The 19,303-nt window shown below is 58.1% G+C and carries 14 protein-coding genes; 8 read left to right on the forward strand and 6 right to left on the reverse strand.

Annotated elements, in window-relative coordinates:
- Positions 1-512: 512 nt before the first annotated feature.
- Positions 513-2,015, reverse strand: a complete 1,503-nt coding sequence (locus ORL50_RS21875) for an aldehyde dehydrogenase family protein (RefSeq protein ID WP_266017954.1) — start codon at positions 2,013-2,015, stop codon at positions 513-515.
- A gap of 256 nt (positions 2,016-2,271) precedes the next feature.
- Between ORL50_RS21875 and ORL50_RS21880 the strand changes: the two genes are divergently transcribed.
- Both ORL50_RS21880 and ORL50_RS21885 read left to right on the forward strand, forming a co-directional pair.
- Positions 2,272-2,787, forward strand: a complete 516-nt coding sequence (locus ORL50_RS21880) for an HvfX family Cu-binding RiPP maturation protein (RefSeq protein WP_266017956.1) — start codon at positions 2,272-2,274, stop codon at positions 2,785-2,787.
- Between the two features lie 52 nt (positions 2,788-2,839).
- Positions 2,840-3,538, forward strand: a complete 699-nt coding sequence (locus tag ORL50_RS21885) for a dienelactone hydrolase family protein (protein ID WP_266017958.1) — start codon at positions 2,840-2,842, stop codon at positions 3,536-3,538.
- Between the two features lie 74 nt (positions 3,539-3,612).
- Here the strand turns inward: ORL50_RS21885 and ORL50_RS21890 are convergent, their stop codons facing one another.
- The 3 genes from ORL50_RS21890 to ORL50_RS21900 are packed head-to-tail and all read right to left on the reverse strand — an operon-like array spanning position 3,613 to position 6,713.
- On the reverse strand, positions 3,613-4,692 hold the full coding sequence (locus ORL50_RS21890) for a putative urea ABC transporter substrate-binding protein (RefSeq protein ID WP_266017959.1): 1,080 nt from the start codon (positions 4,690-4,692) through the stop codon (positions 3,613-3,615).
- Between the two features lie 31 nt (positions 4,693-4,723).
- Positions 4,724-5,662, reverse strand: coding sequence for a hypothetical protein (locus ORL50_RS21895; protein ID WP_266017961.1), 939 nt, complete (start codon positions 5,660-5,662; stop codon positions 4,724-4,726).
- Between the two features lies 1 nt (position 5,663).
- Positions 5,664-6,713 (reverse strand): isopenicillin N synthase family dioxygenase, encoded by a 1,050-nt coding sequence (locus ORL50_RS21900; protein ID WP_266017962.1) that lies wholly within the window; start codon positions 6,711-6,713, stop codon positions 5,664-5,666.
- Positions 6,714-7,393: 680 nt separating this feature from the next.
- Between ORL50_RS21900 and ORL50_RS21905 the strand changes: the two genes are divergently transcribed.
- Together ORL50_RS21905 and ORL50_RS21910 are read left to right on the forward strand one after the other, a co-directional pair.
- Positions 7,394-8,620 carry an OmpA family protein gene (locus ORL50_RS21905; RefSeq protein ID WP_266017963.1) on the forward strand — a complete coding sequence of 409 codons (1,227 nt, stop codon included), beginning with the start codon at positions 7,394-7,396 and terminating at the stop codon, positions 8,618-8,620.
- Entirely contained in the window at positions 8,617-13,401 is a 4,785-nt protein-coding gene (locus ORL50_RS21910; RefSeq protein WP_266017964.1) for a T6SS effector amidase Tae4 family protein, read from the forward strand. Before ORL50_RS21905 ends, ORL50_RS21910 begins: the two co-directional genes overlap by 4 nt.
- Positions 13,402-13,419: 18 nt before the next feature.
- Here the strand turns inward: ORL50_RS21910 and ORL50_RS21915 are convergent, their stop codons facing one another.
- Positions 13,420-14,136: a hypothetical protein gene (locus ORL50_RS21915; RefSeq protein WP_266017965.1), complete on the reverse strand. Its 717-nt coding sequence runs from the start codon at positions 14,134-14,136 to the stop codon at positions 13,420-13,422.
- 63 nt (positions 14,137-14,199) lie between these two features.
- Positions 14,200-14,814, reverse strand: a complete 615-nt coding sequence (locus ORL50_RS21920; RefSeq protein WP_266017966.1) for a cell wall hydrolase — start codon at positions 14,812-14,814, stop codon at positions 14,200-14,202.
- A 200-nt stretch (positions 14,815-15,014) separates the two neighbouring features.
- Here ORL50_RS21920 and ORL50_RS21925 point away from each other — a divergent pair, with 200 nt between their 5' ends.
- From ORL50_RS21925 to cahR, 4 genes are all read left to right on the forward strand, one after another.
- Positions 15,015-15,866: a CAP domain-containing protein gene (locus ORL50_RS21925; protein WP_266017967.1), complete on the forward strand. Its 852-nt coding sequence runs from the start codon at positions 15,015-15,017 to the stop codon at positions 15,864-15,866.
- Complete coding sequence (chrA, locus tag ORL50_RS21930; RefSeq protein ID WP_266017968.1) at positions 15,866-17,209, forward strand: chromate efflux transporter; 1,344 nt, start codon at positions 15,866-15,868, stop codon at positions 17,207-17,209. The genes ORL50_RS21925 and chrA overlap by 1 nt, the downstream gene beginning before the upstream one ends.
- Positions 17,210-17,305: 96 nt before the next feature.
- The gene (locus ORL50_RS21935) at positions 17,306-18,184 is read left to right on the forward strand and encodes a serine hydrolase domain-containing protein (protein ID WP_266017969.1); all 879 of its coding nucleotides are present in this window, start codon (positions 17,306-17,308) and stop codon (positions 18,182-18,184) included.
- Between the two features lie 105 nt (positions 18,185-18,289).
- Positions 18,290-19,294: a transcriptional regulator CahA gene (gene cahR, locus ORL50_RS21940; protein ID WP_266017970.1), complete on the forward strand. Its 1,005-nt coding sequence runs from the start codon at positions 18,290-18,292 to the stop codon at positions 19,292-19,294.
- Positions 19,295-19,303: the final 9 nt, after the last annotated feature.

Below are 19,303 nucleotides of genomic sequence, written 5' to 3' on the forward strand. Positions count from 1 at the left end.
CAAAAGAGCAGGCCTTTTTTTATAACGCAAATACCTTAGCGTCTAACGCCCCGACCAATCTGGGACGCACTCTTGATTGCTCAAAAAAAGAAAAAAGGCCGCATGTCGATTTTATCTGTGCGCACCAAAGAAGCGCAGCGCGCCGGCTTGATGCCTTGGTCGGCCCGAAGGCCGCCACGGCCCGGTTTTTGATCACGGACGCCCCATTAACCACGCTGGCCGAACGCAGGTATTGCGCAGCGGGTAAACCGGCAAGGATGCCGGTTTAGCCGCGCTGGGCCAGGGAGGGCCCATCGCGGCGACCCGCGGAGCAATGCCGGAGTGAGGGCACACCGAGCCTAGGCGAGGTGCCAAGTGGTGGGGCAAAAAGCGCTTGGTTACTTGGCGCTTCTCCAAGTAACCCGCTGTAAGAGCGGAACCATAAGCAGCCGTGACCGCAGCAACGGATATGTACACCTAAAACACCAAAAACACCAAAAACACCAAAAAACAGATCAGTCCCCTTCTCAGCCTTAGCGTTTCACCCCCAGATCAACCTGGGTCATGCGACTGCGGATGGTAAACACCCCATCTCCCGATAAAATCGCACTGCGGGCAAACAAGCGTCCACTCTCCCAGTTCGACAATCCCAACTCCGGCTTATTCAATGCGTACTGACCATCGACCCAACGAGTGATCCCGTTACCCACGAAAGGCGCGTTGACCGCGTTGTAAAAGCGCTGTTGAGTACCAGCATCCTCACTAATCAACGACACAGTAAACTGCGGGCTATAGCAGTTGAACAAAGCAATGGCCTGGTCCAGACCATCAACGATTTTCAGACTGACTTCCGGAGTTTCTTCCCACTCCCACTCACGTCCCAGTTGATCTTCAGGCAACAACTCGGCCAGCGCTTCAGTTCGATAACCCTCGGCGCGATACACCTCGACATTCGCAGTGAGCCAATCTGCTGGCAAGCTCTGCTCGCTGCCCTGAACGAAGTGCAATTTGCAGCCCTGACCGCGAGCGATGCCGGCTTGCTGCAGGGCCTGGAGAAACAACGGTACCAACTCGGCAGCCCGCTCGCGGTGTATCAGGCAGACGTTGAGAGTGTTGCAGACTTTGCGGTCGAGGGAGTTGCGCACCACGGCGGCAAAACGCCGGGCGTCGGCATCCTTGTCGGCGATCAGCCAGGCGCCACCCGTGCCGTGCAGGCTGACCGCAGTGCCGGCCTGTTGAGCGATACTGCCCAATTGACTGACCGCGCGCCCCGAACCTCGGGCGACGGCCAGCGACAGGCGCCGGTCGGCGAACATCGCCCAACCCGCTGCGTGATTGACGCTCTCGACCAGCGACACGGCGCCGGCGGGCAATCCGGCATCGGCCAACGCAGGATTCAACGCATGGGTAACGATGGCCTGGGCGGTGCCCAACGCATCACTGCCAATGCGCAACACGGCGGTGTTGCCGGTTCGCAGCACGCCTGCAGCGTCGGCAAAGACATTGGGTCGCCCCTCGAAGACAAATGCCACAATCCCCAGCGGTGAGACCACCTGCTCGACTTTCCAGCCATCATGCTCGACACAGCTGATGACTTTGCCGCGAGTCGCCGACGCGTCGCGCCAGGCCTTGAGCCCGGTGATCATATCGCGGCGCATCGATTCATTGGCCAGCAGGCGCGTAGTGGAACGTCCCCGGGCCTTGGCTCGCTCGATATCGGCGAGGTTTGCCGCCTCGATCAACGCCCAGGCATCGGGGCTTTCCAGGCGCTGCGCGAAGTGGTCAAAAAACTCGCTGATCGCCTCATCCGACACTGCTGCCATCGCCTCGAACGCCGTCTCGGCGCGCTCGATCGCCACCGCCGCAGCTTGCTGGTCCGCCACCGGAATCAACAGCAATTCACCACTGACCTGCTCCACCAGAAGGTGGTCACCGGGCTGGAAACGCTCAGCCAGTTCAGGGCTGACGACAGTGACACGATTGCCGGCAAAAGGAATGGGCGTGCCAGCGACTAGACGATCGAGCGCAAGAGACATGAAGCGGTATCACCATGCAATGGGCGGGCAGAAAAGGTACCGGAAAATCCAGGGAGCGTCATTCCCGGCATTTCAATCCATCCTGTGAGAGCACGCTTTGCTCCCACCGATACGTATCACTCTGTATCCACCCCCATGACCGACACACTACCCGCCAATCCCCCCGCCCCGGCGACACAACACCGATACATCCTGCTGCTGAAATCCCACTGTCGATTGGCCTAGCCGATCAAAATGCGCAACGGAGATCCAGCCCATGAGCACCTCACTCTCTTTGGCCGTCAAAGGCCTGCACCTCAACCTCGACCGCGCTGGTAGCTGGCTCGCGCCGCTGAGCCTGCGGGTTTTTCTCGCCTGGGAGTTCTTCGAGTCGGGCCTGGAAAAATGGAATGGCCAGAACTGGTTTGCCGACATCCAGGGGCGGTTCCCGTTTCCGTTCAACCATGTCCCCGCCTCCTTCAACTGGGAGCTGTCGATGTGGGCCGAGCTGATCTGCGCCCTCGCCCTGCTGGTGGGCCTGGGCACGCGGGTTTCGGCAATCATCCTGATGGTGGTGACCATCGTTGCCACTGCGGCGGTCCACTGGCCGGCGGACTGGTCTACATTAAGTGAGCTTGCCCAGGGCTACGCCATCAGCAACAAAGGCCATGGCAATTTCAAGCTGCCGCTGATCTACCTCGTCGCCCTGCTCCCACTGGTATTCAGCGGCGCCGGCAAGCTCAGCCTCGACACGCTGTTGGCACGCATTTTCTGGCGCCGTAACACGCATTGAAATGTTACCGTGGCAAGCTGCACATTCCCCAATCGCACAGACAGGAGCCACCATGAGCGTAACCACCCAATGGATCGAGATCGACAGCGCCGACGGTAAATTCGGCGCCTACCTGGCGATTCCACACACGCAAAAAGGCCCGGGGATCGTATTGATCCAGGAGATCTTCGGCGTCAACGAACACATTCGCTCGGTCGCCGAACAATACGCGGCTGACGGCTACCTGGTGGTCGTTCCGGATCTGTTCTGGCGCAACGGCCCGCGCATCGAGCTGACTTACGATGAAGCCGGCTGGAAACGAGCGGTAGAACTGATGAACGCCACGGACATCGGCAAAGCCCAGGACGACATCAAGCTGGCCATTGCCGCACTCAAGGACCAGCCCGGCCTGGATGGCGGCGTGGCCTCCATCGGCTACTGCTTCGGTGGCTTGCTGTCCTACCTGACTGCCGCCAATGGCCTGGTGGATGTGGCGATCACCTACTACGGTGGCGGTATCCAGGACCAACTGGACCGCGCCGACGAAATCACCGTGCCGTTGTTGATGCACTTCGGCGAAGAAGACAGCCACATTCCCCTGGAAGCCGTGGAGAAGATCGCCGAGCGCTTCGAGAACAACGACTTCGTGGAAATCGTCGTCTACCCGCAGGCCGAACACGGGTTCAACTGCTCCCATCGCGACAGCTACAACCAGCGCGCTGCGGCTGAAGCCCATGGCAATACGCTGATCTTCCTGGGTCAGGAACTGTAATACGGCGGTAAACCAAAAAGGCACCTGCGAAGGTGCCTTTTTTGTCGGCAGCGCGCCATGCCGCTGGCGTGCGCCTACAACTGGTTGTTCACGGCCATGTTGACGAAGCGACTGTCGAATCGAAGCTTGATGTTGTGTGGATCACCCAGGGTGCTGCCGTCGGCAAACTGCATGCCCACGGCGTCGGCGCTGGTGGCGGCCTGACCGAGCAGGCCCTTGGCGAAGGAGAAAGTCCGAACCTTGTCCATGGTGTGGCGAATGGCAGCGGAATTGGCGAAGTCGAACGCGCTGCTGGGCGTATAGAACAGCATGGTCTGGGTCAATTGCTCTTCGTAACCCTGCAAATCGGTACCCGAGCGCTCGGCCATGGAAGTACGTGCCGCAATGGCCTGGGCATTCTCGCCGGACATCAGCTGCAGAGTCTCGAACCAGGCGCCGACCAGGGCTTTGCCCAGCTCAGGATTGGCCGCCAACGTCGCGGTATTCACCGCCATCATGTCGATGATCTCGCCAGGGATTTCCCTTGAAGTGAACACCTGAACCGCGCCGGGAGATTGCTTCATCACCATGCTCAGTTGCGGGTTCCACAGCGCTGCGGCGGTCACGCCCGCGGTGCCGAAAGAAGCCACTGCGTCAGCGTCGGAAGTGTTCATGATCTTGATGTCACGCTGGGACATGCCGTGGATATCCAAAGCGCGTGACATCAGGTAGTCGGAGACCGACAGCTCCACCAGGTTGACCTGCTGGCCCTTGATGTCGGCGAAGGTCTTGCCGTTCTTCAGCACGATTGCATCGTTGCCGTTGGAGTAGTCGCCGAGAATCAGGCCGGTGGTGTCGACGCCGTTGGCACCCGGTATGGTCAGGGCGTCCATGTTGGTCATGCCGCAGGCGTCGAATGCCCCGGCTGAGTATTGATTGATCGACTCGATGTAGTCGTTGAGCTGCACCAGTTCAATCTTGATCCCGTACTTGTTCGCCCACTTGTCGATGATCCCCTGCTCACTGGCATAACCCCAGGGCATCCAGCCGGAATAGATCGACCAGGCGACCTTGAAGTGCTGTTTTTTCTCGCCGGCGGACACCCCGAACGCTACGCAGGACAACGCCAGCAGCAAGACTGCAAAACGAATGGACACACAGGAGAATGCCTTCATGAAAACCTCACGGCTTATAAATGGGATGATTTCAAACCAGCGACTGCAGGTAACGACTCAAGGTCGGCGATTCACGCTCGTACCACTGCGCGGCATCGGGGGTGAAGCCGGTGCCTTGGGCAAAACTCACCTGCGGCTCGAGGGTGTCGATGACGAACCGACGCTCCCGGGCTTTGCCCCCGATCACCAGGGTCTGCACCAGATGCTTACCGTCGGCCTCACGTTCAAACCCGTGCAGCGGGATCAGCGCCTGGCCCAGCCGCTCGGCGCGGGTTGAAAGGGTGACGGTGAAGCCATCCTGCAACGAGCCTTGCGCCACCGAGGTTTCGAAATTGAATGCACGGCTCAGCCATTGCGGGTCATCTGCGTGTTGCCTGAGCTGATCAGGCAACGGCGTCTCGCCTTCCAGCGCCTGGGACCGGCCCAGCACCAGTGCCGCATGCTCACCACACACGATCAAACCGCCGCCGCGGTGATGCACCTCACCACTATCGCGGTCCCTTTCCTCCAGCAATCGCAGGCCGATCAGCGCCCCAGGCCTGGAACACTGCAAACGCCAGTCCTCGACGTAGGCACCACTGGGTGCGAACTCGATCATGCAGTTGCCGATGCGCTTCAACACTGCAGGCTCCGGCCAGCGGTTGTGCAGCTGAAAGGAGGTATCGGTGTGCCAGCTCAGCAACTCGTCCTCCCAGCGACACAAGGCTTCCCAGCCTTCGTAGTTGGCCAGCACTTGCAGCTCTTCGCTGCTGCAGGCCGACAGCGGCTTGGCCGGCACCTGGTACTTGGCCTGGGGCAGGCGCAAATCGATGGTGAAGTTACGACTCTGAAACCAGCACACGTTGGTCTGCACATCTGTCAGGCCGTCGGCAAAGCTGATCGATTGGCGCTTGAAGAACCCGAGCATCCAGTCTGGCACTCCCTGGACCGGCTGCTGTGGGTAGCGGGTGAGCAATTCAGTCAGGTGCATGTCAGGACTCTCCGACCATCGCCGCACGCCCGAATGAGGAAAGCGCCTTGGCGTCCTCGGGCAATTTCAGCTCACCACTGGCCACTCGCTGCTTGAGGTACCGAAAGGTCTGCAGGGTTTGAGCGTACAGATGGTCACCACAGGAAACCGGGTCGTAACGACTCGGGACGGCGGGATCGAGCAGCTGCGGGATGGGGGCGATGACGGTGTCGTAATCACAGGCGCAAAACATCGGGAACGAGTAACGCTCCTGGGCCACCTTGCGTACCCGATGCGCCGTGGCCACATAGGTGCCGTTACTCAGCACTTCCATCATGTCGCCGATATTGATGACAAACGCGCCCTCCACCAGCGGCACATCAATCCACTGCCCTGCCCCGTTCAACACCTCAAGGCCCGGCGCGGTGGGAAGCAGGATGGTGAAGCACTCATAGTCAGTGTGTGCGCCGATCCCCGGACGATCCACTGGCGCCTGCGCCGAGTAGGGATAGTGGATCAACCGCAATTGGCTGGGGGGATGGGTCACGTGCTGGCTGATGGCGTCTTCCGGCAGCCCAAGCGCCAGGGCGAAACCGCGGAACAGCGTGAGGCTGAGACTGAACACCGCCTCGTAGTAGGCCTTGACGTCCTCCTGGAATCCCGGCAATCCGGGCCAGCGATTTGCCCCGAGCATCGGCCGCAGCCCTTGCAGCGACAGGTAGTCGAAGCCGACATCGAAAGCTTCTTTGTGATCGATACTGCCCTCGACGAACTGCTCCTCACCTTCAGGCACGTAGCCACTGTGATTGCTCGACAGGCCAATGTAGTCCTGCATCTTGTGTTCGAGCGGCTGGGCAAAGTACTCGACCGTGCGCTGCTTCAGCCGACTGATCACCTGCGGGTCGACACCATGTCCGGTGACGTAGAGGAAGCCTGCCTGTGAAGCAGCCGCGCCGAGTGCGCTGGCCGCTTCGATGCGATCTGCAAGGCGTGGGCAAAACAATCCGCGAATGTCCACGAGGGGTAATGTCTTGAATGCTGAATGCGGCGTGATACGAGGCGTGGGCGCCATAAGTAACCTCCTGATGATTAGTCAAAATGTCACCTGGTCGTCCAGATATCGCAAAGCCCGGGGGCCTCCGGGTCGTCCCGGAATGGGTGCATCGCTAGGATGCAAACTGGAAAGAGCAATGAGTGTGCCAGGTCAACGCTATGCACAAAAAAACATCAGTAAGTTATTGATTCGCAGAATGGTGACGCCATTAAGTATTTCGCTGTTAGCTGTACCTGGCACCAAAATGGAGCCGATCCACAGAAGTAAACCCTGAAAAAGAGCGTATACCGTGCCGAAAATCACAGGGGTAAACTGTTAACGTTAAGCGTCAGAGCACTGCTATCACTTAAACATACAACGCTCCACTTCACTTAATAGCAACCTACCCATCTCATTATTGAAACATAGTACGTCGACTCCGATATAGCGTTAAACAGCACAACCCGACCACCTCATATTGCGATTTAGTTCATAGTTTAACTTTTGTAGACCTTGACGACACACCGACATGACACTAAACCTTACGTAACTATTGAGCTCACACTGGACAACCAGAATTAACTCATAACTATACAGCCCACACACGAGTACACGTCGTAATTGTTTATCCGAACAACTCACGAAGTTTCTCCAACGACAACCCGCCTAAACAGGCATACCCATTTAAGTATGCAAGTCCTGACAGGAGCATTTCTCGTATGGAAACATTGTATTGCGTGCTCCCTTACTTTCTGCTCGGGGCAGCCATGGCCGGCCCGGTATTCTGGTGGCTGGTTCAACACTGGAGAAAAGTCGGGGCTCTGAATAACAGCTCTCATGCGGTTATTTTGTGGCTCACACCCACTTGCGCCGAGGCGCTGGGCGAGTGTGCTGCCCCTGGCCATCTGCGCAGAATGAGCACTGAACACATTGCGAAGCGGCTGAACCGATTTGATTTCCCTGCAACTGAACACAAACCGGACGTTGCCCAATACTCTAGCTGGCCAACTCAAGCAGAACTTCTGCACTCGGGCAACTACTCCGATCTCAAATCACTACAGGAAAATCTCATCAGGGACGCCGGCGAAGAAACTCCGTCGAATCCCAAGCGACCCACCAAGTATGTCTTTGGCGACCTGCTAGCACTGCTGATGACCATCATTTTGTTGCTCCTGGCGTTCATCAGCGCCACAGTGATCGCCAAACATCCCGACTGGTGCACCAATCCCGGATCAATCCCCTGCACCGAGGGGGTGACGGGGGTAACAAGCATTTCGTTTGATACTGATCTCGTTTTCGATTTCAATCACAAAACCCCCATCAGTGACGAACATACCAACAGAGCAAAAACGGCGTTAACGCGTTTGCTCAATCAATACAACGACATAAAATTTAAAGGAATTTCAGCCCAGACGGACCCTATCGGCAGTGAGATTTCCAATAGGCCGCTCGCAGACAAAAGAGCCGAATTTGTTCGCAAGTTGCTGGTGGACATTGTGAAAGAGGACGACAAAGGTCTTTTTGTCGACAGTACGGTCTCTAATTCCATCATCAATGAAAGCATCCCCAGCGCGGCTGATTATCAACTTTGGAATACCTGCTTCAAGAAATTCCAGCTCGACGTCAATGAAAAACCCCTTGAAGACCTGCCTGCCGATCGCAACCCGAACAATCGTCCACTTTGCCTGCAATCCGTAGGCAATATCGCACCTGGACAACACTTTCCGGCTTGCAGGAGATTGATGATTCCAAAAAAACATAGCGACGACAGCACCGTGAGAGTTCCACGCGCAGAAGTAAGAAGCTACGCATTACGCGCAGAATACTTCCGTGAGCTAACTGCGTGCCTGGCGCCAATGCGTCATGTCCTTATCACTTTCGAACATACTCAGAAGGCGCCCTCCCGGGCCGACGATCATTCCTCTACCGACAAAGGTGAAAAATGAACGGGCGCAAAAAAATCAGCGGAACACTCCGGTTCGAAGATTCGTCAGCGGACAGCGTAGATATTGCAGCCCAGTTCGAAAAAATCTTCGACATATTGCACGATCGCTTCAAGGCACCAATGAATCATTCCTCTGCTGCGCCTGGTTCTCCCAACCTTTCAAAAGAGGACCATGCACTACCGTTCCCGGTAGTACTGACTTTTCAGGAGCGGCCTGGCGAACCGCTCTCGATTGAAGTGATGAGATTGTTCGGTGATGTATTCGATGAAGTCCTCGCCCTGGCTAAGAAACTACCTGGATCACTTGGAACGGGTGCGGCCCTGCTCGACTCACTGCGCAGTTTTATCGAAAAAAACCTTAAAGACGGCGCTAGCAGCCTGGCCAACAACGCAGTGAGGCTTAAATCAGGTTTGCGCGCTCTATCGGAGCGCACAAACTCCGACATCAGGACCTTAGCCACCAATCAGCGAGGCGCGTTGTTGCTTGAAAACGAGCTGGGTCTAAAAAAAGACGAGCTGTGGCGCCTCATGGAAATGCTCGGATTCACAGACCCGACTGCCGAGGTGGATGGGCAATCGGGCAATAAAAAAACTATGCCACCGACTGGGCAGGAACCAGGCGGTGGAGCTGCCTCGGCAGATAAACCAGTGACACCGCCTGAAGATCCGGCATTGCCAAATCCGGTGGAAAGCGTGATCCCTTTCGAGACCACTCAGTTGCTTGGATGGCTTACAAAAGAAACCGTCACCAGTACTGATACTCATAGCAGCGCAACTGACAATTACATTAGGTACGGATTCATTCTCGGTGGAGTTGTGCGCTTTCCTGACGACGGGACCGACTATGGCGCATGGGCCAGATTTGATGTGATCGGACCCGACGGTGCCCAGTTACTGACCCACTACATAGAACACAATGAATTCGAAGGCTGGCTGGCGGCTGAAGAAAAAACAGGCGTCGAGGTTGTTATCGAACCGACTCAGGAGTTGCGCGCAGCGTTCTTGCGAGAGTCCAGACCGAAAGCTGTCGAAGCGCGGGAAACTGTCAAAGGACGACTTTGGTTTTCCGACGGCCAGCCATTCGGCGTTCGTACGTTAGCTATTTTTTCGCCTCCAGGATTTTCTCATCTGGCCGACGAATGCTGTCCGCCAAAAGAATTTCAGATCCACACTGACGATGGCTGTTGTGACGACGAGGATGACATTCCTCCCGTGCTGCTGGCGCCGCAGGCGTTAGCGGTAGCCAGAACAGACGAGTCTGGGTACTTTGAATTCGACTACCCAAAACACACCACAATTAGCACACAGCATGCATTACTGCGGGTCAGTGGCCTCCTTTTGCCACTGGGACTCAAGCTCCAAGGCGAAGCTCAGGCCGGCCCGTACCGATTCCCTGAACCCATCCTGCTTGAAGTCGACAGTCAACTACGAAACGGCAATCTTGACGAGATCACCAGCAAACTCACCACCGATTGTGGCTGCAATGACCTCGGGTTTGGTGATCGCGACCGTGCAGTAGACGAGTTCAATTTTGACATTGTTGTGCGCACCACCGACCCCATGGTGACTCGCAGTTACCTGGAAATCGCGCCCGGTTCGGCCGATTCAATTGCGCCGAGCAATCCAATCGATGGGTTATTTCGGGTACCCCTGACAAGGCGCGACCCGATTGTCTGGGATAAAACACCGCTTATTACTCAAGCCGCGACCATCTCCCATGGTCGGGTGTTGACGGTAAAGCAGGTCTGGCGAGCTGATGGCTATTCACTCGGCGACTTGCGCTATTCACTGCCCCTGGCCCCCTTGCAAAAAAAGAACATCGCGGTGCTGGACTGGGGACGCGACGACAATCTGTCCCTGGATTCCAGCCAGGAAAATATTGACTCGCTGTCCAACATGGCCAGCCGGGAGCGTGGAATATCCGAGATCGTCAACACTGCGATGAATGAAACACTTCGTGGCCGATCGGATTCGGGCGGCGGCGGAGGCAGCAGCGGCTTTGGTTTTTCCATAGGAGGTTTGTCGCTGGGCTCAAGTGGCGGTTCCTCGAGCGCCTGGTCCAGTTCGAGCCAGGACTCCACCAAGTCACTGGCGGCCAGCTTCGTTAATCAATTGCGCGACAAGACTATCCAGTCTGCAAATGCCTACCGGTCACAACGTGTAACCACCGTGCAGCAGGTCAGTCAGTTGGAGAATGTCCGGGCCGTCACGGAAACCGTCGCGAACCGTAATGCCTGTCATGCGATTACTGTGCAGTACTTCGAAGTATTACGGCATTTCAGGGTCGATTATGAACTCGCCGCAGTACGCGAGTGCCTCTATATTCCTATGCCGATTGAACCGTTCGACGCCCCCAAGGCCCTGCGTTGGCGGAGCACGCTGGAGCGTTTTCTCCCTTCCAGGCGTCTGCTGGATGCGCTTGATGCATGCCAGCGCTTGGCCATGCCAACCTATCCGGGTCCGAGTAAAAGCTATGCCGATGAAAATCTGCTCGGCACTGATGGCGAAATGGCTCTGACCCTGGTGTTCGCCTATCCAAAAGGAGATATCAATGCGCTGGATTGGCGAGGGTTCTTTGAGCTCCCAATAAACGCACCGGATGAACTTGAGCAGCTGTTCATTGCACTTAAGGCAAAAACAGAAGCTGAGCGCCTGTCTTATTACACCGGTCAGATCGTGCCGGTTCTAGCTGGCAAAATGATTAGCTTCTTATCTTTTTCCATCGAGCACAAAACACCTGCGCAACCGGTTCCTGTCAATGCCCAGATCAATTTCAAGCGGCTCATCGTATCTGGCTATCGGGCAGATATGCCGCTGCGAATTGTGCTGACGGAAGACGCGGATATCAGAGCTTTCAAGAGAAACGAGGTCGATGCAGTGTGGGTTGGGCTGAGCGTTGCATTGCCCAGTTATGTACGCATCGAACTGGCCGATCTGCTTATCTATGTCACGACAAAATTCAGGCGCTCCCTTTTAGTCAACAGGACCAATATTGGATCACCGGCCTGGGTTAACTCATCCGGGCTGGGCACGCCCATACGGATGCCCACACCCGTGCTTAATGAAGACTTGAAAGTCCCTGAAACAGAAGACCTGATGGCCCGGACAGACCTTCTTCAGCATTTGAACGAACATCTGGAGTATTACCACAAGGCAATCTGGTCGCTGATGGACAGCGAGCGCAGATTCAGCCTGCTCGACGGTTACATCGCACCTAATGCTGGCGGGCGTAGTGTCGCATCAGTAGTCGACAACCGCCTGGTCGCTATTGTGGGTAATAGCTTGGTCATGCCGCTCTCCCCCGGGCTGCGACTTGATTATTTCAATGATGTCGCCGGAAAGCTCGACATGGAGATTGATCCAAACAGCAGCAGTGATGAACTCCTTTTACAACTGTACAAACCGAGCATCCCCAATCCGAGCATGCGCATTGCAGTACCGACGCGTGGCGTATTCGCCGAGTCAGTGATGGGCAGTTGCAACAGCTGCGAAGCGATCGATGACGCTCGTAACTGGCGTTATTGGGAGCATCCGCTGCCAGACGAGCCAACTCAAATCGACCCTCTCTCGACCACTTCGCGCGCACAGGCGCCGACCAATATGACGCCGAACATGGCGCCGCCAGTGGTCGTTCAGGAGCGCACGAATGTTGGCGACGCCCCCTCGCCATTTGACCTTGCCAAAGCCATCGTCGCGATTGCCTCCGGTAGTCCATTCCCCGACGCACGAGGACTGCAGGGCACACAGCAGAATGCCCGCGAGGCACTATCCCAAAGCTATGCCACCACCACAAAATTTGGAGAAATGGCCACTAGTCTTAATATGAAACAACAAGAGATTGCTGGCGACATCGTCAAGGCCGTAGTGAGTTATTACACCGGCGTTCCAATCCCTCCCGGTTCAAGCGGTTCATCGAGCTCGGGAAACAAAGTCAAAGAATCGATCAATCGAGATGCCGCATCGGGAAATATTTCCAGCGACGATGCGAAGTCAGCCATCGGTAAAGTGAATGACGCGATGATCGCGAGCCTGACAGGAGACAAGCCAATGTCACCGTTGGACAAACCTGAGATCACCTCCGCTATCGGCGCAGCAGCGGAACGCGGAGCTCCGTTCAGTGTGTCCAAGGGTGACACCAAGGTCGACGTCGGTGAGCGCTCAAGCCAGGTTCCGTCGGCAGGACAATCGCGTTGGCCATGGCCGTTTCGTCTCTTGCAACCATCGGTGGCCGAAGCAAGGCCACAGAGCCCTGGTCCGCGGACCGCAGAACCCGATGTGTTCGAGAGGATGTGGCAGTCGCTAGGCATCGCCCGAACCGATGCCGATGTTTACTCAGACCAGAAATTTCTCAAACAGCAGCGAGCGGGCAAACCGCATATGAACATGTGCGCGACTCGGCTTTCGCTGGCGCTGCACGACGCCGGCGCAGGCATGCTGTTCGATGGCTGGAGTAAATACATCGTCCATGACCGCAATGGTCGCAAGTTGATTGCCTCGGCGGAAAACCTTATGGAATTGCTTGAAGATCGGTTGGGCAAACCCCTCGAGTTGAGTAAAAGTGAAGCTCGCAACTACCTCCAAAGCCCTCGCATAGCACACACGCGGGGAATCATCGCCTTCAAGAATTACTGGCGACGAGGTCCAAATGATGCACTGACCGGAGACCATATAACCCTATGGAACGGTGACGCCACTGCTCAAGACGGCTCCAACGTCGCGCAAATATGCTTCTGGCCTATTTCATTACTGACCAGCTTTGTCGACCGAAACCGGCGAACATAAGCGCTAGCCACGCTTGCGTCATTTAGCATCGGAGGCGATTGCCGAACCCAGTACAGTCGAACCGCCCATGACGATTGCAGCAAATTCTGCACCGGCAATCGTACCTATTCCAGGGAGAGCGACTGTTCCACCGGCAATGGCGACTGCGGAAGCTCCCATGTCGACCACGACGACTGCAGCGCCACCTAACTGCCAATACCACCCACGCTTAGTCTGGGAGGCGGTGGCGTCGGCCAGTGCAGCATCTTCGATGCCTTGCAGGTCTTTCGACCTGGCGCAAAATTCTTTGCGCAAAGTGCCAAATTGCTCCTTGATCGCGCCGGGATCAACAGGCGTCGCGACCGCATGCTGGTACTTTTTAATAAGTTGAATCAGATCCGCGACCACTTCTTTGTCGAGACCTGCCTTTAGCAGCTCTTTTTCCTCAACAGGCACAAATGACATCAGAAACAGATCGTAGTTACGGGCCAGTTCCTGAAGCTGTTTTCGGGCTTGGGGCGACGAGCGCGAAACCCGGACAAGACCCTCATCGAACTTTGGATCGTGTAGTAGCTGAGTGAAAATGTTGCAACCGATGGTGCTGACCTCAATCAAGTCAGTTCGACTGGGTGATGGAGACTTCCCCAGCACTGCGTTGATTCTGTTGATACCGTCAATAAAATAGGGGAAATCGTCCGAAGCCGACGATGTGCCTACCGAAAATATGAGCAGCAATAACGCAAAGAGTCTGTTCATGACATATCACCGTTTGAAATCAGATGGGCCTCAGACAACTCATTCCCCTCAGACTAACCAAGCCTACTTCGCGTCCCCACCCCGCGGCTTATAAAACCTGAACCTGCCGATATCCGCCGTCTTGATGTACTTGCTCGCCCAATCCGGCCGCACGGTCTTGTCATGGAAATACATCGCGCCCGCCGTGCGGTCATTGAGGGTTCGGTTCAACGCCTTGCGCGCGATCTCCTTGGCCACCGCATACTCGGCGTCTTCCTTGACCTGATCCGGGCGCCCGTCGCACCACCAGGAAAACTGGCAGTTGCGGCTTTCCGAGCCCTCCTTGACCACGGCACAAACCGTATCGGGGAAACCTTCGTGCCCCAGGCGATTCATCACCACGCTGGCGACGGCTTCCATTTCCCTGGTTTCACGCCCCTTGGCCTCCCAGTAGATGGAGCGCGCAAGACAGGTAATGGCGTCATCCAGCGGCGCCGAGCCGGCGGGATCGACTGCCTGGACTTCCGAGGTGGTGATCGCTTCGGCCTTGGGCACCGGGACGTCGGCGCCTTTCTCCGCCGCTTTGTGCTCCAGGACCTCAGCCTTGTCCTCGGCTTTTTGCTGTTCAAGTTCAGTGGCCACTACCAGGCCGCCAATCAGGGATAGTGCCAGGCAGGTTGCAGTCCACATCAAGCGCATGATCGACCCTTCTCAAGGAACCGGATGGGGCAGCGCATTATCGACGCTGTTACACGTCATATCGGCGGCCTGGCTTGATTGTAGTAGGCGCCATTCATTTCATCCGGCGGCCAATAAAACTGTTTCGATGCACAAAAAGGCATTGCGCAAGCAGGGGTAAAATCGCGCATCATGGGCGCAATCTGCCCAAGGGGATTTCCATGCGCTTCATTCCATCCGTTATGCGCCTCGCCGCCTTGTCGCTGGGCCTGTCATTCACTGCCCAGGCGCTGGCGGTCGATGAGAAACAACTGATCGATGCCATCAACCTCTACCGCAGCCAGCCCCAGCGTTGCGCCGACCAGCTACCGCAGGAACTGCCGCCACTGGCGGGTGATCCGCGCCTGGCACTGTCCGCCACCAACGTCCGGAACCTGCAGCAAGCCATGGCCAGTGCCGGCTACCCGATGGTCAATGTGCAGGCGATCACCCTGTCCGGCCCGCGGGACGCGCAATCGGCCATGCAAGCCATTCGGGAAAGCTTCTGCCACGTGGTGCTCGACCCGCAATTCGTCGACATTGGCGTCAGTCGTGACGAGCGCGACTGGCGCATCGTGCTCGCGCGGCCGCTGATGGCCGCACGCCTGGGCGACTCGCAGGCCGAAGGGCAGAAAGTCCTGACCCTGCTCAACAACGCCCGCAGCCAGGCTCGCCAATGCGGCACGCAATCCTTTGCCGCTGCCGCCCCACTGACCTGGAACGCGACACTGGCGAGCGCCGCCGAAACGCATTCGCGTTCCATGGCCAACAACAACTTCTTCGACCACAAGGATCGCGATGGCCGCATGCCGGGTGACCGCGCGGAACTGGCGGGCTACGCTGGCCAGCGCGTCGGCGAAAACATCGCCGCAGGGCAAGACACCGTGGGCAAGGTCGTCGACGGCTGGGTCGCCAGCCCTGGCCACTGCGCCAACCTGATGAATCCCGAATACACGGAACTGGGGGCGGCCTACGCGACGGATCCGAAAAGCAATGCTGGCATCTATTGGACGGCAATGTTTGGCGCCCAGTAATGACTCAAGGTGAACGGGCTCAGGCACAACCCCGCACGGTTTCCCTGCGGGAAGCCTTATGGTTCTGGCTGAAGCTGGGTTTTATCAGTTTTGGTGGCCCGGCCGGGCAGATCTCGATCATGCACCAGGAGCTCGTGGAGCGCCGGCGCTGGATCTCCGAGCGCCGTTTCCTGCATGCCCTCAACTACTGCATGTTGCTCCCCGGCCCGGAGGCACAGCAGTTGGCGACTTATCTCGGTTGGCTGATGCATCGCACCTGGGGTGGCGTGATTGCCGGTGCGCTGTTCGTGCTGCCGTCGTTGTTCATCCTGATCGCATTATCCTGGGTCTACATCGCCTTCGGCGAGGTGCCGGTGGTGGCCGGCGTATTCTACGGGATCAAGCCGGCGGTCACGGCCATCGTGCTGCAAGCCGCTCACCGCATGGGTTCCCGGGTCTTGCAGAACAACTGGCTGTGGGGCATTGCCGGCGGGTCGTTTGCGGCCATCCTGTTGTTCAACGTGCCCTTTCCGTTGATCGTGCTGGCGGCGGCCCTGATCGGTTACGGCGGCGGACGTCTTGCACCCGGCAAATTCACGCGCGGCGCAGCATTACCTGGCAGTAAATCCTTCGGTCCCGCGGTGATCGATGACGATACCCCACCGCCCGAGCATGCCCGATTCAGCAGCCTGAAATTGCTGCGCCTGGGAATTGTCGGGGCAATCCTCTGGCTGCTGCCGATGGCGGCGCTCACCCTGCTGTTCGGCTGGCACGGGGCGTTCACCCAGATGAGCTGGTTCTTCACCAAGGCCGCGCTGCTTACCTTTGGCGGCGCCTATGCGGTGCTGCCTTATGTCTATCAGGGCGCCGTCAGCCATTATGGATGGCTGACACCGACCCAGATGATCGACGGCCTGGCGCTGGGCGAAACCACCCCCGGGCCGCTGATCATGGTGGTGGCGTTCGTCGGCTTCGTTGGTGCTTACGTGCAGCAGCTGTTTGGACCCGACCAGGCTTTCCTCGCCGGAGCGCTCGCCGCTGCTTTGGTCACCTGGTTCACCTTCCTGCCGTCGTTTCTGTTCATCCTCGCGGGCGGGCCGCTGGTGGAGTCGACTCACAACGAACTGAAATTCACTGCGCCGCTGACCGCCATCACCGCAGCCGTGGTCGGGGTAATTGTCAACCTGGCGCTGTTCTTCGGTTATCACGTGCTGTGGCCTGCCGGATTCAGTGGCGTGTTCGATTGGGTAGCGCTGCTGCTCGCGCTGATTGCCGCGATTGCGCTGCTGCATTTCAAGCGGGGTGTTATCGAAGTGCTGATTTCATGCGCAGTGGCGGGAGTGCTGGTGCATTGGCTGCGATGAATCGCATGCGGTCATGAGCAGATAGCAATCAATTGGTCATCGGCTTTTGCATTCTGGCAAACTCACGCCGCGCCCCCCCTTTCAGAGCAGCCAGCGATGCTTTTCTCTCTTGTTTCCAACGGTACCCCCCTGACCCCGGATCGGCCTGATGCGACGATCCCCTGGTGGAGCTTCACCAAGACCGTGCTGGCTGCTGCCGCCCTGTCCCTGGTGCGAGACGGCCTGGTCGCGCTGGATCAGCCACTGCCCGAGGGCACCTTCACCCTGCGCCAGCTGTTGCGCCACGAAGCTGGCCTGGCGGACTACAGCGAACTGGCCGACTACCATGGGGCGGTTGCCCGCGGCGACACTCCCTGGGCGGCGGAGGAAATGCTGCAGCGCCTTGATGCATCCCGCCTGCGCTATGCACCAGGAGATGGCTGGCGCTACTCGAATGTGGGTTATCTGTATGTGGCGCGGCTGATCGAGCGCGTGACGCGCCAGGGCCTGGGCGAGGCGCTGGCGGAACGGGTGTTCGCACCGCTTGGCCTGACGCGGGTGCGCCTGGCGACCTGCAAGGCCGACTTGCAAGGAGTGAACATGGGCACAGCGAGCACCTATGACCCATGCTGGGTCTACCACGGCTTGCTGATCGGCCCGCTGGTGGAAGCGGCACTGTGCCTGGACCGTCTGTTCGCCGGCGACCTGCTGGCGCACTCCTTGCTTGAGCAAATGCAGACGGTGCGCGCGCTCGGCGGGCCGATCCCCGGACGGCCATGGGTCGCGCCCGCTTATGGCCTGGGCCTGATGCACGGGCCGGTTGCAGGAGGACGTATCCTCAGCGGTCATACCGGCTGCGGCCCTGGCAGTGTGGTGGCGGTTTACCACAGTGTCTGCGCAGCCGAAATCACTACCTGCGCGGTGTTCTCCGATGGCGCCGATGAAGGCGCCGTGGAGGCCGAGGCGGTGCGCCTGTTGAGCGAGCACTGGGTGTAAGATTCAACCATCCGGCACTTGCACATCACCCTCGTGAAAACGCGCTGACGCTGCGCCAGGTCGGTGCGTGCGCACAACGCGTCACTGGTACAGCGGAGAGTATTGATGAAGGCGAACACACCGCCCGTGGACAGTCCAGCCAGTGCACAACGGTCGGTGAAAACCGTGGGCTTCCTGGTCATCCCCAACTTCACCACCATCGGCTTCGCCTCCTCCGTGGAAACTCTGCGCATGGCCAATATGGCGGCGCGCCGGTCGATGTTTCGCACGGTGGTGATCGGCGCCACGCTGGACCCGGTCACCGCCAGCAATGGCATGCGCATCCTGCCCGATTACTCCATCGCCGACGCCCCCGAGCTGGATATTCTGTTCGTGGTCGGCTCCAACCCCATTGTCTCCAATCACAGCAGCCGCCCCCTGCTCAACTGGCTGCGCAAACTTGCCCACCAACAGGTGACGCTGGGGGGCATCTGCACCGGCAGCCACCTGCTGGCCCGGGCGGATTTGCTCAAGGGTTATCGCTGTACCATTCACTGGGAAGACATCGAGGCACTGAAAGAGCGGTTTCCCGGGATCATCATCTCCAACCAGCTGTTCGAGCTCGATCGCGACCGCTACACCTGCTCCGGCGGCGTGGCGTCGATGGACATGACCTTGCAACTGATCGCTCGCGAACCCGGTGGCCGCGACATTGCCGCCCATGCCGCCGAGTTGCTGTTGTGCGACCGGGTCCGCGGCGCCCAGGAGCAGCAGCGCGTGCCGTTGCGGCAGAAGCTGGGCACCTCGCAACCCAAGCTCAGCCAGATGGTGGCGATCATGGAGGCCAATCTTGAAGAGCCGGTGAGCCTGGAAGAACTGGCGCGCTTGAACGAAGTGTCGGTGCGCCAGCTCGAGCGCCTGTTTCACAAACACCTGCAGCGCACCCCCAGCCAGTATTACCTGGAACTGCGCCTGGCGCGGGCGCGGCAACTGCTGTTGCGCAGCGAGTCGCAGGTCCGCGACATCGCGCTCGCCTGCGGCTTTGTGTCCCCGGCACATTTCTCCAAATGCTATAGCCGGTTTTTTGGGGTATCACCGCTTGGTGAGCGCAAGCAGGTGGCCGTGCATTAATGCAAGACT

Origin of the sequence: Pseudomonas sp. RIT-562 (assembly GCF_026241895.1) — a bacterium.
GTDB lineage: Bacteria > Pseudomonadota > Gammaproteobacteria > Pseudomonadales > Pseudomonadaceae > Aquipseudomonas > Aquipseudomonas mandelii_F.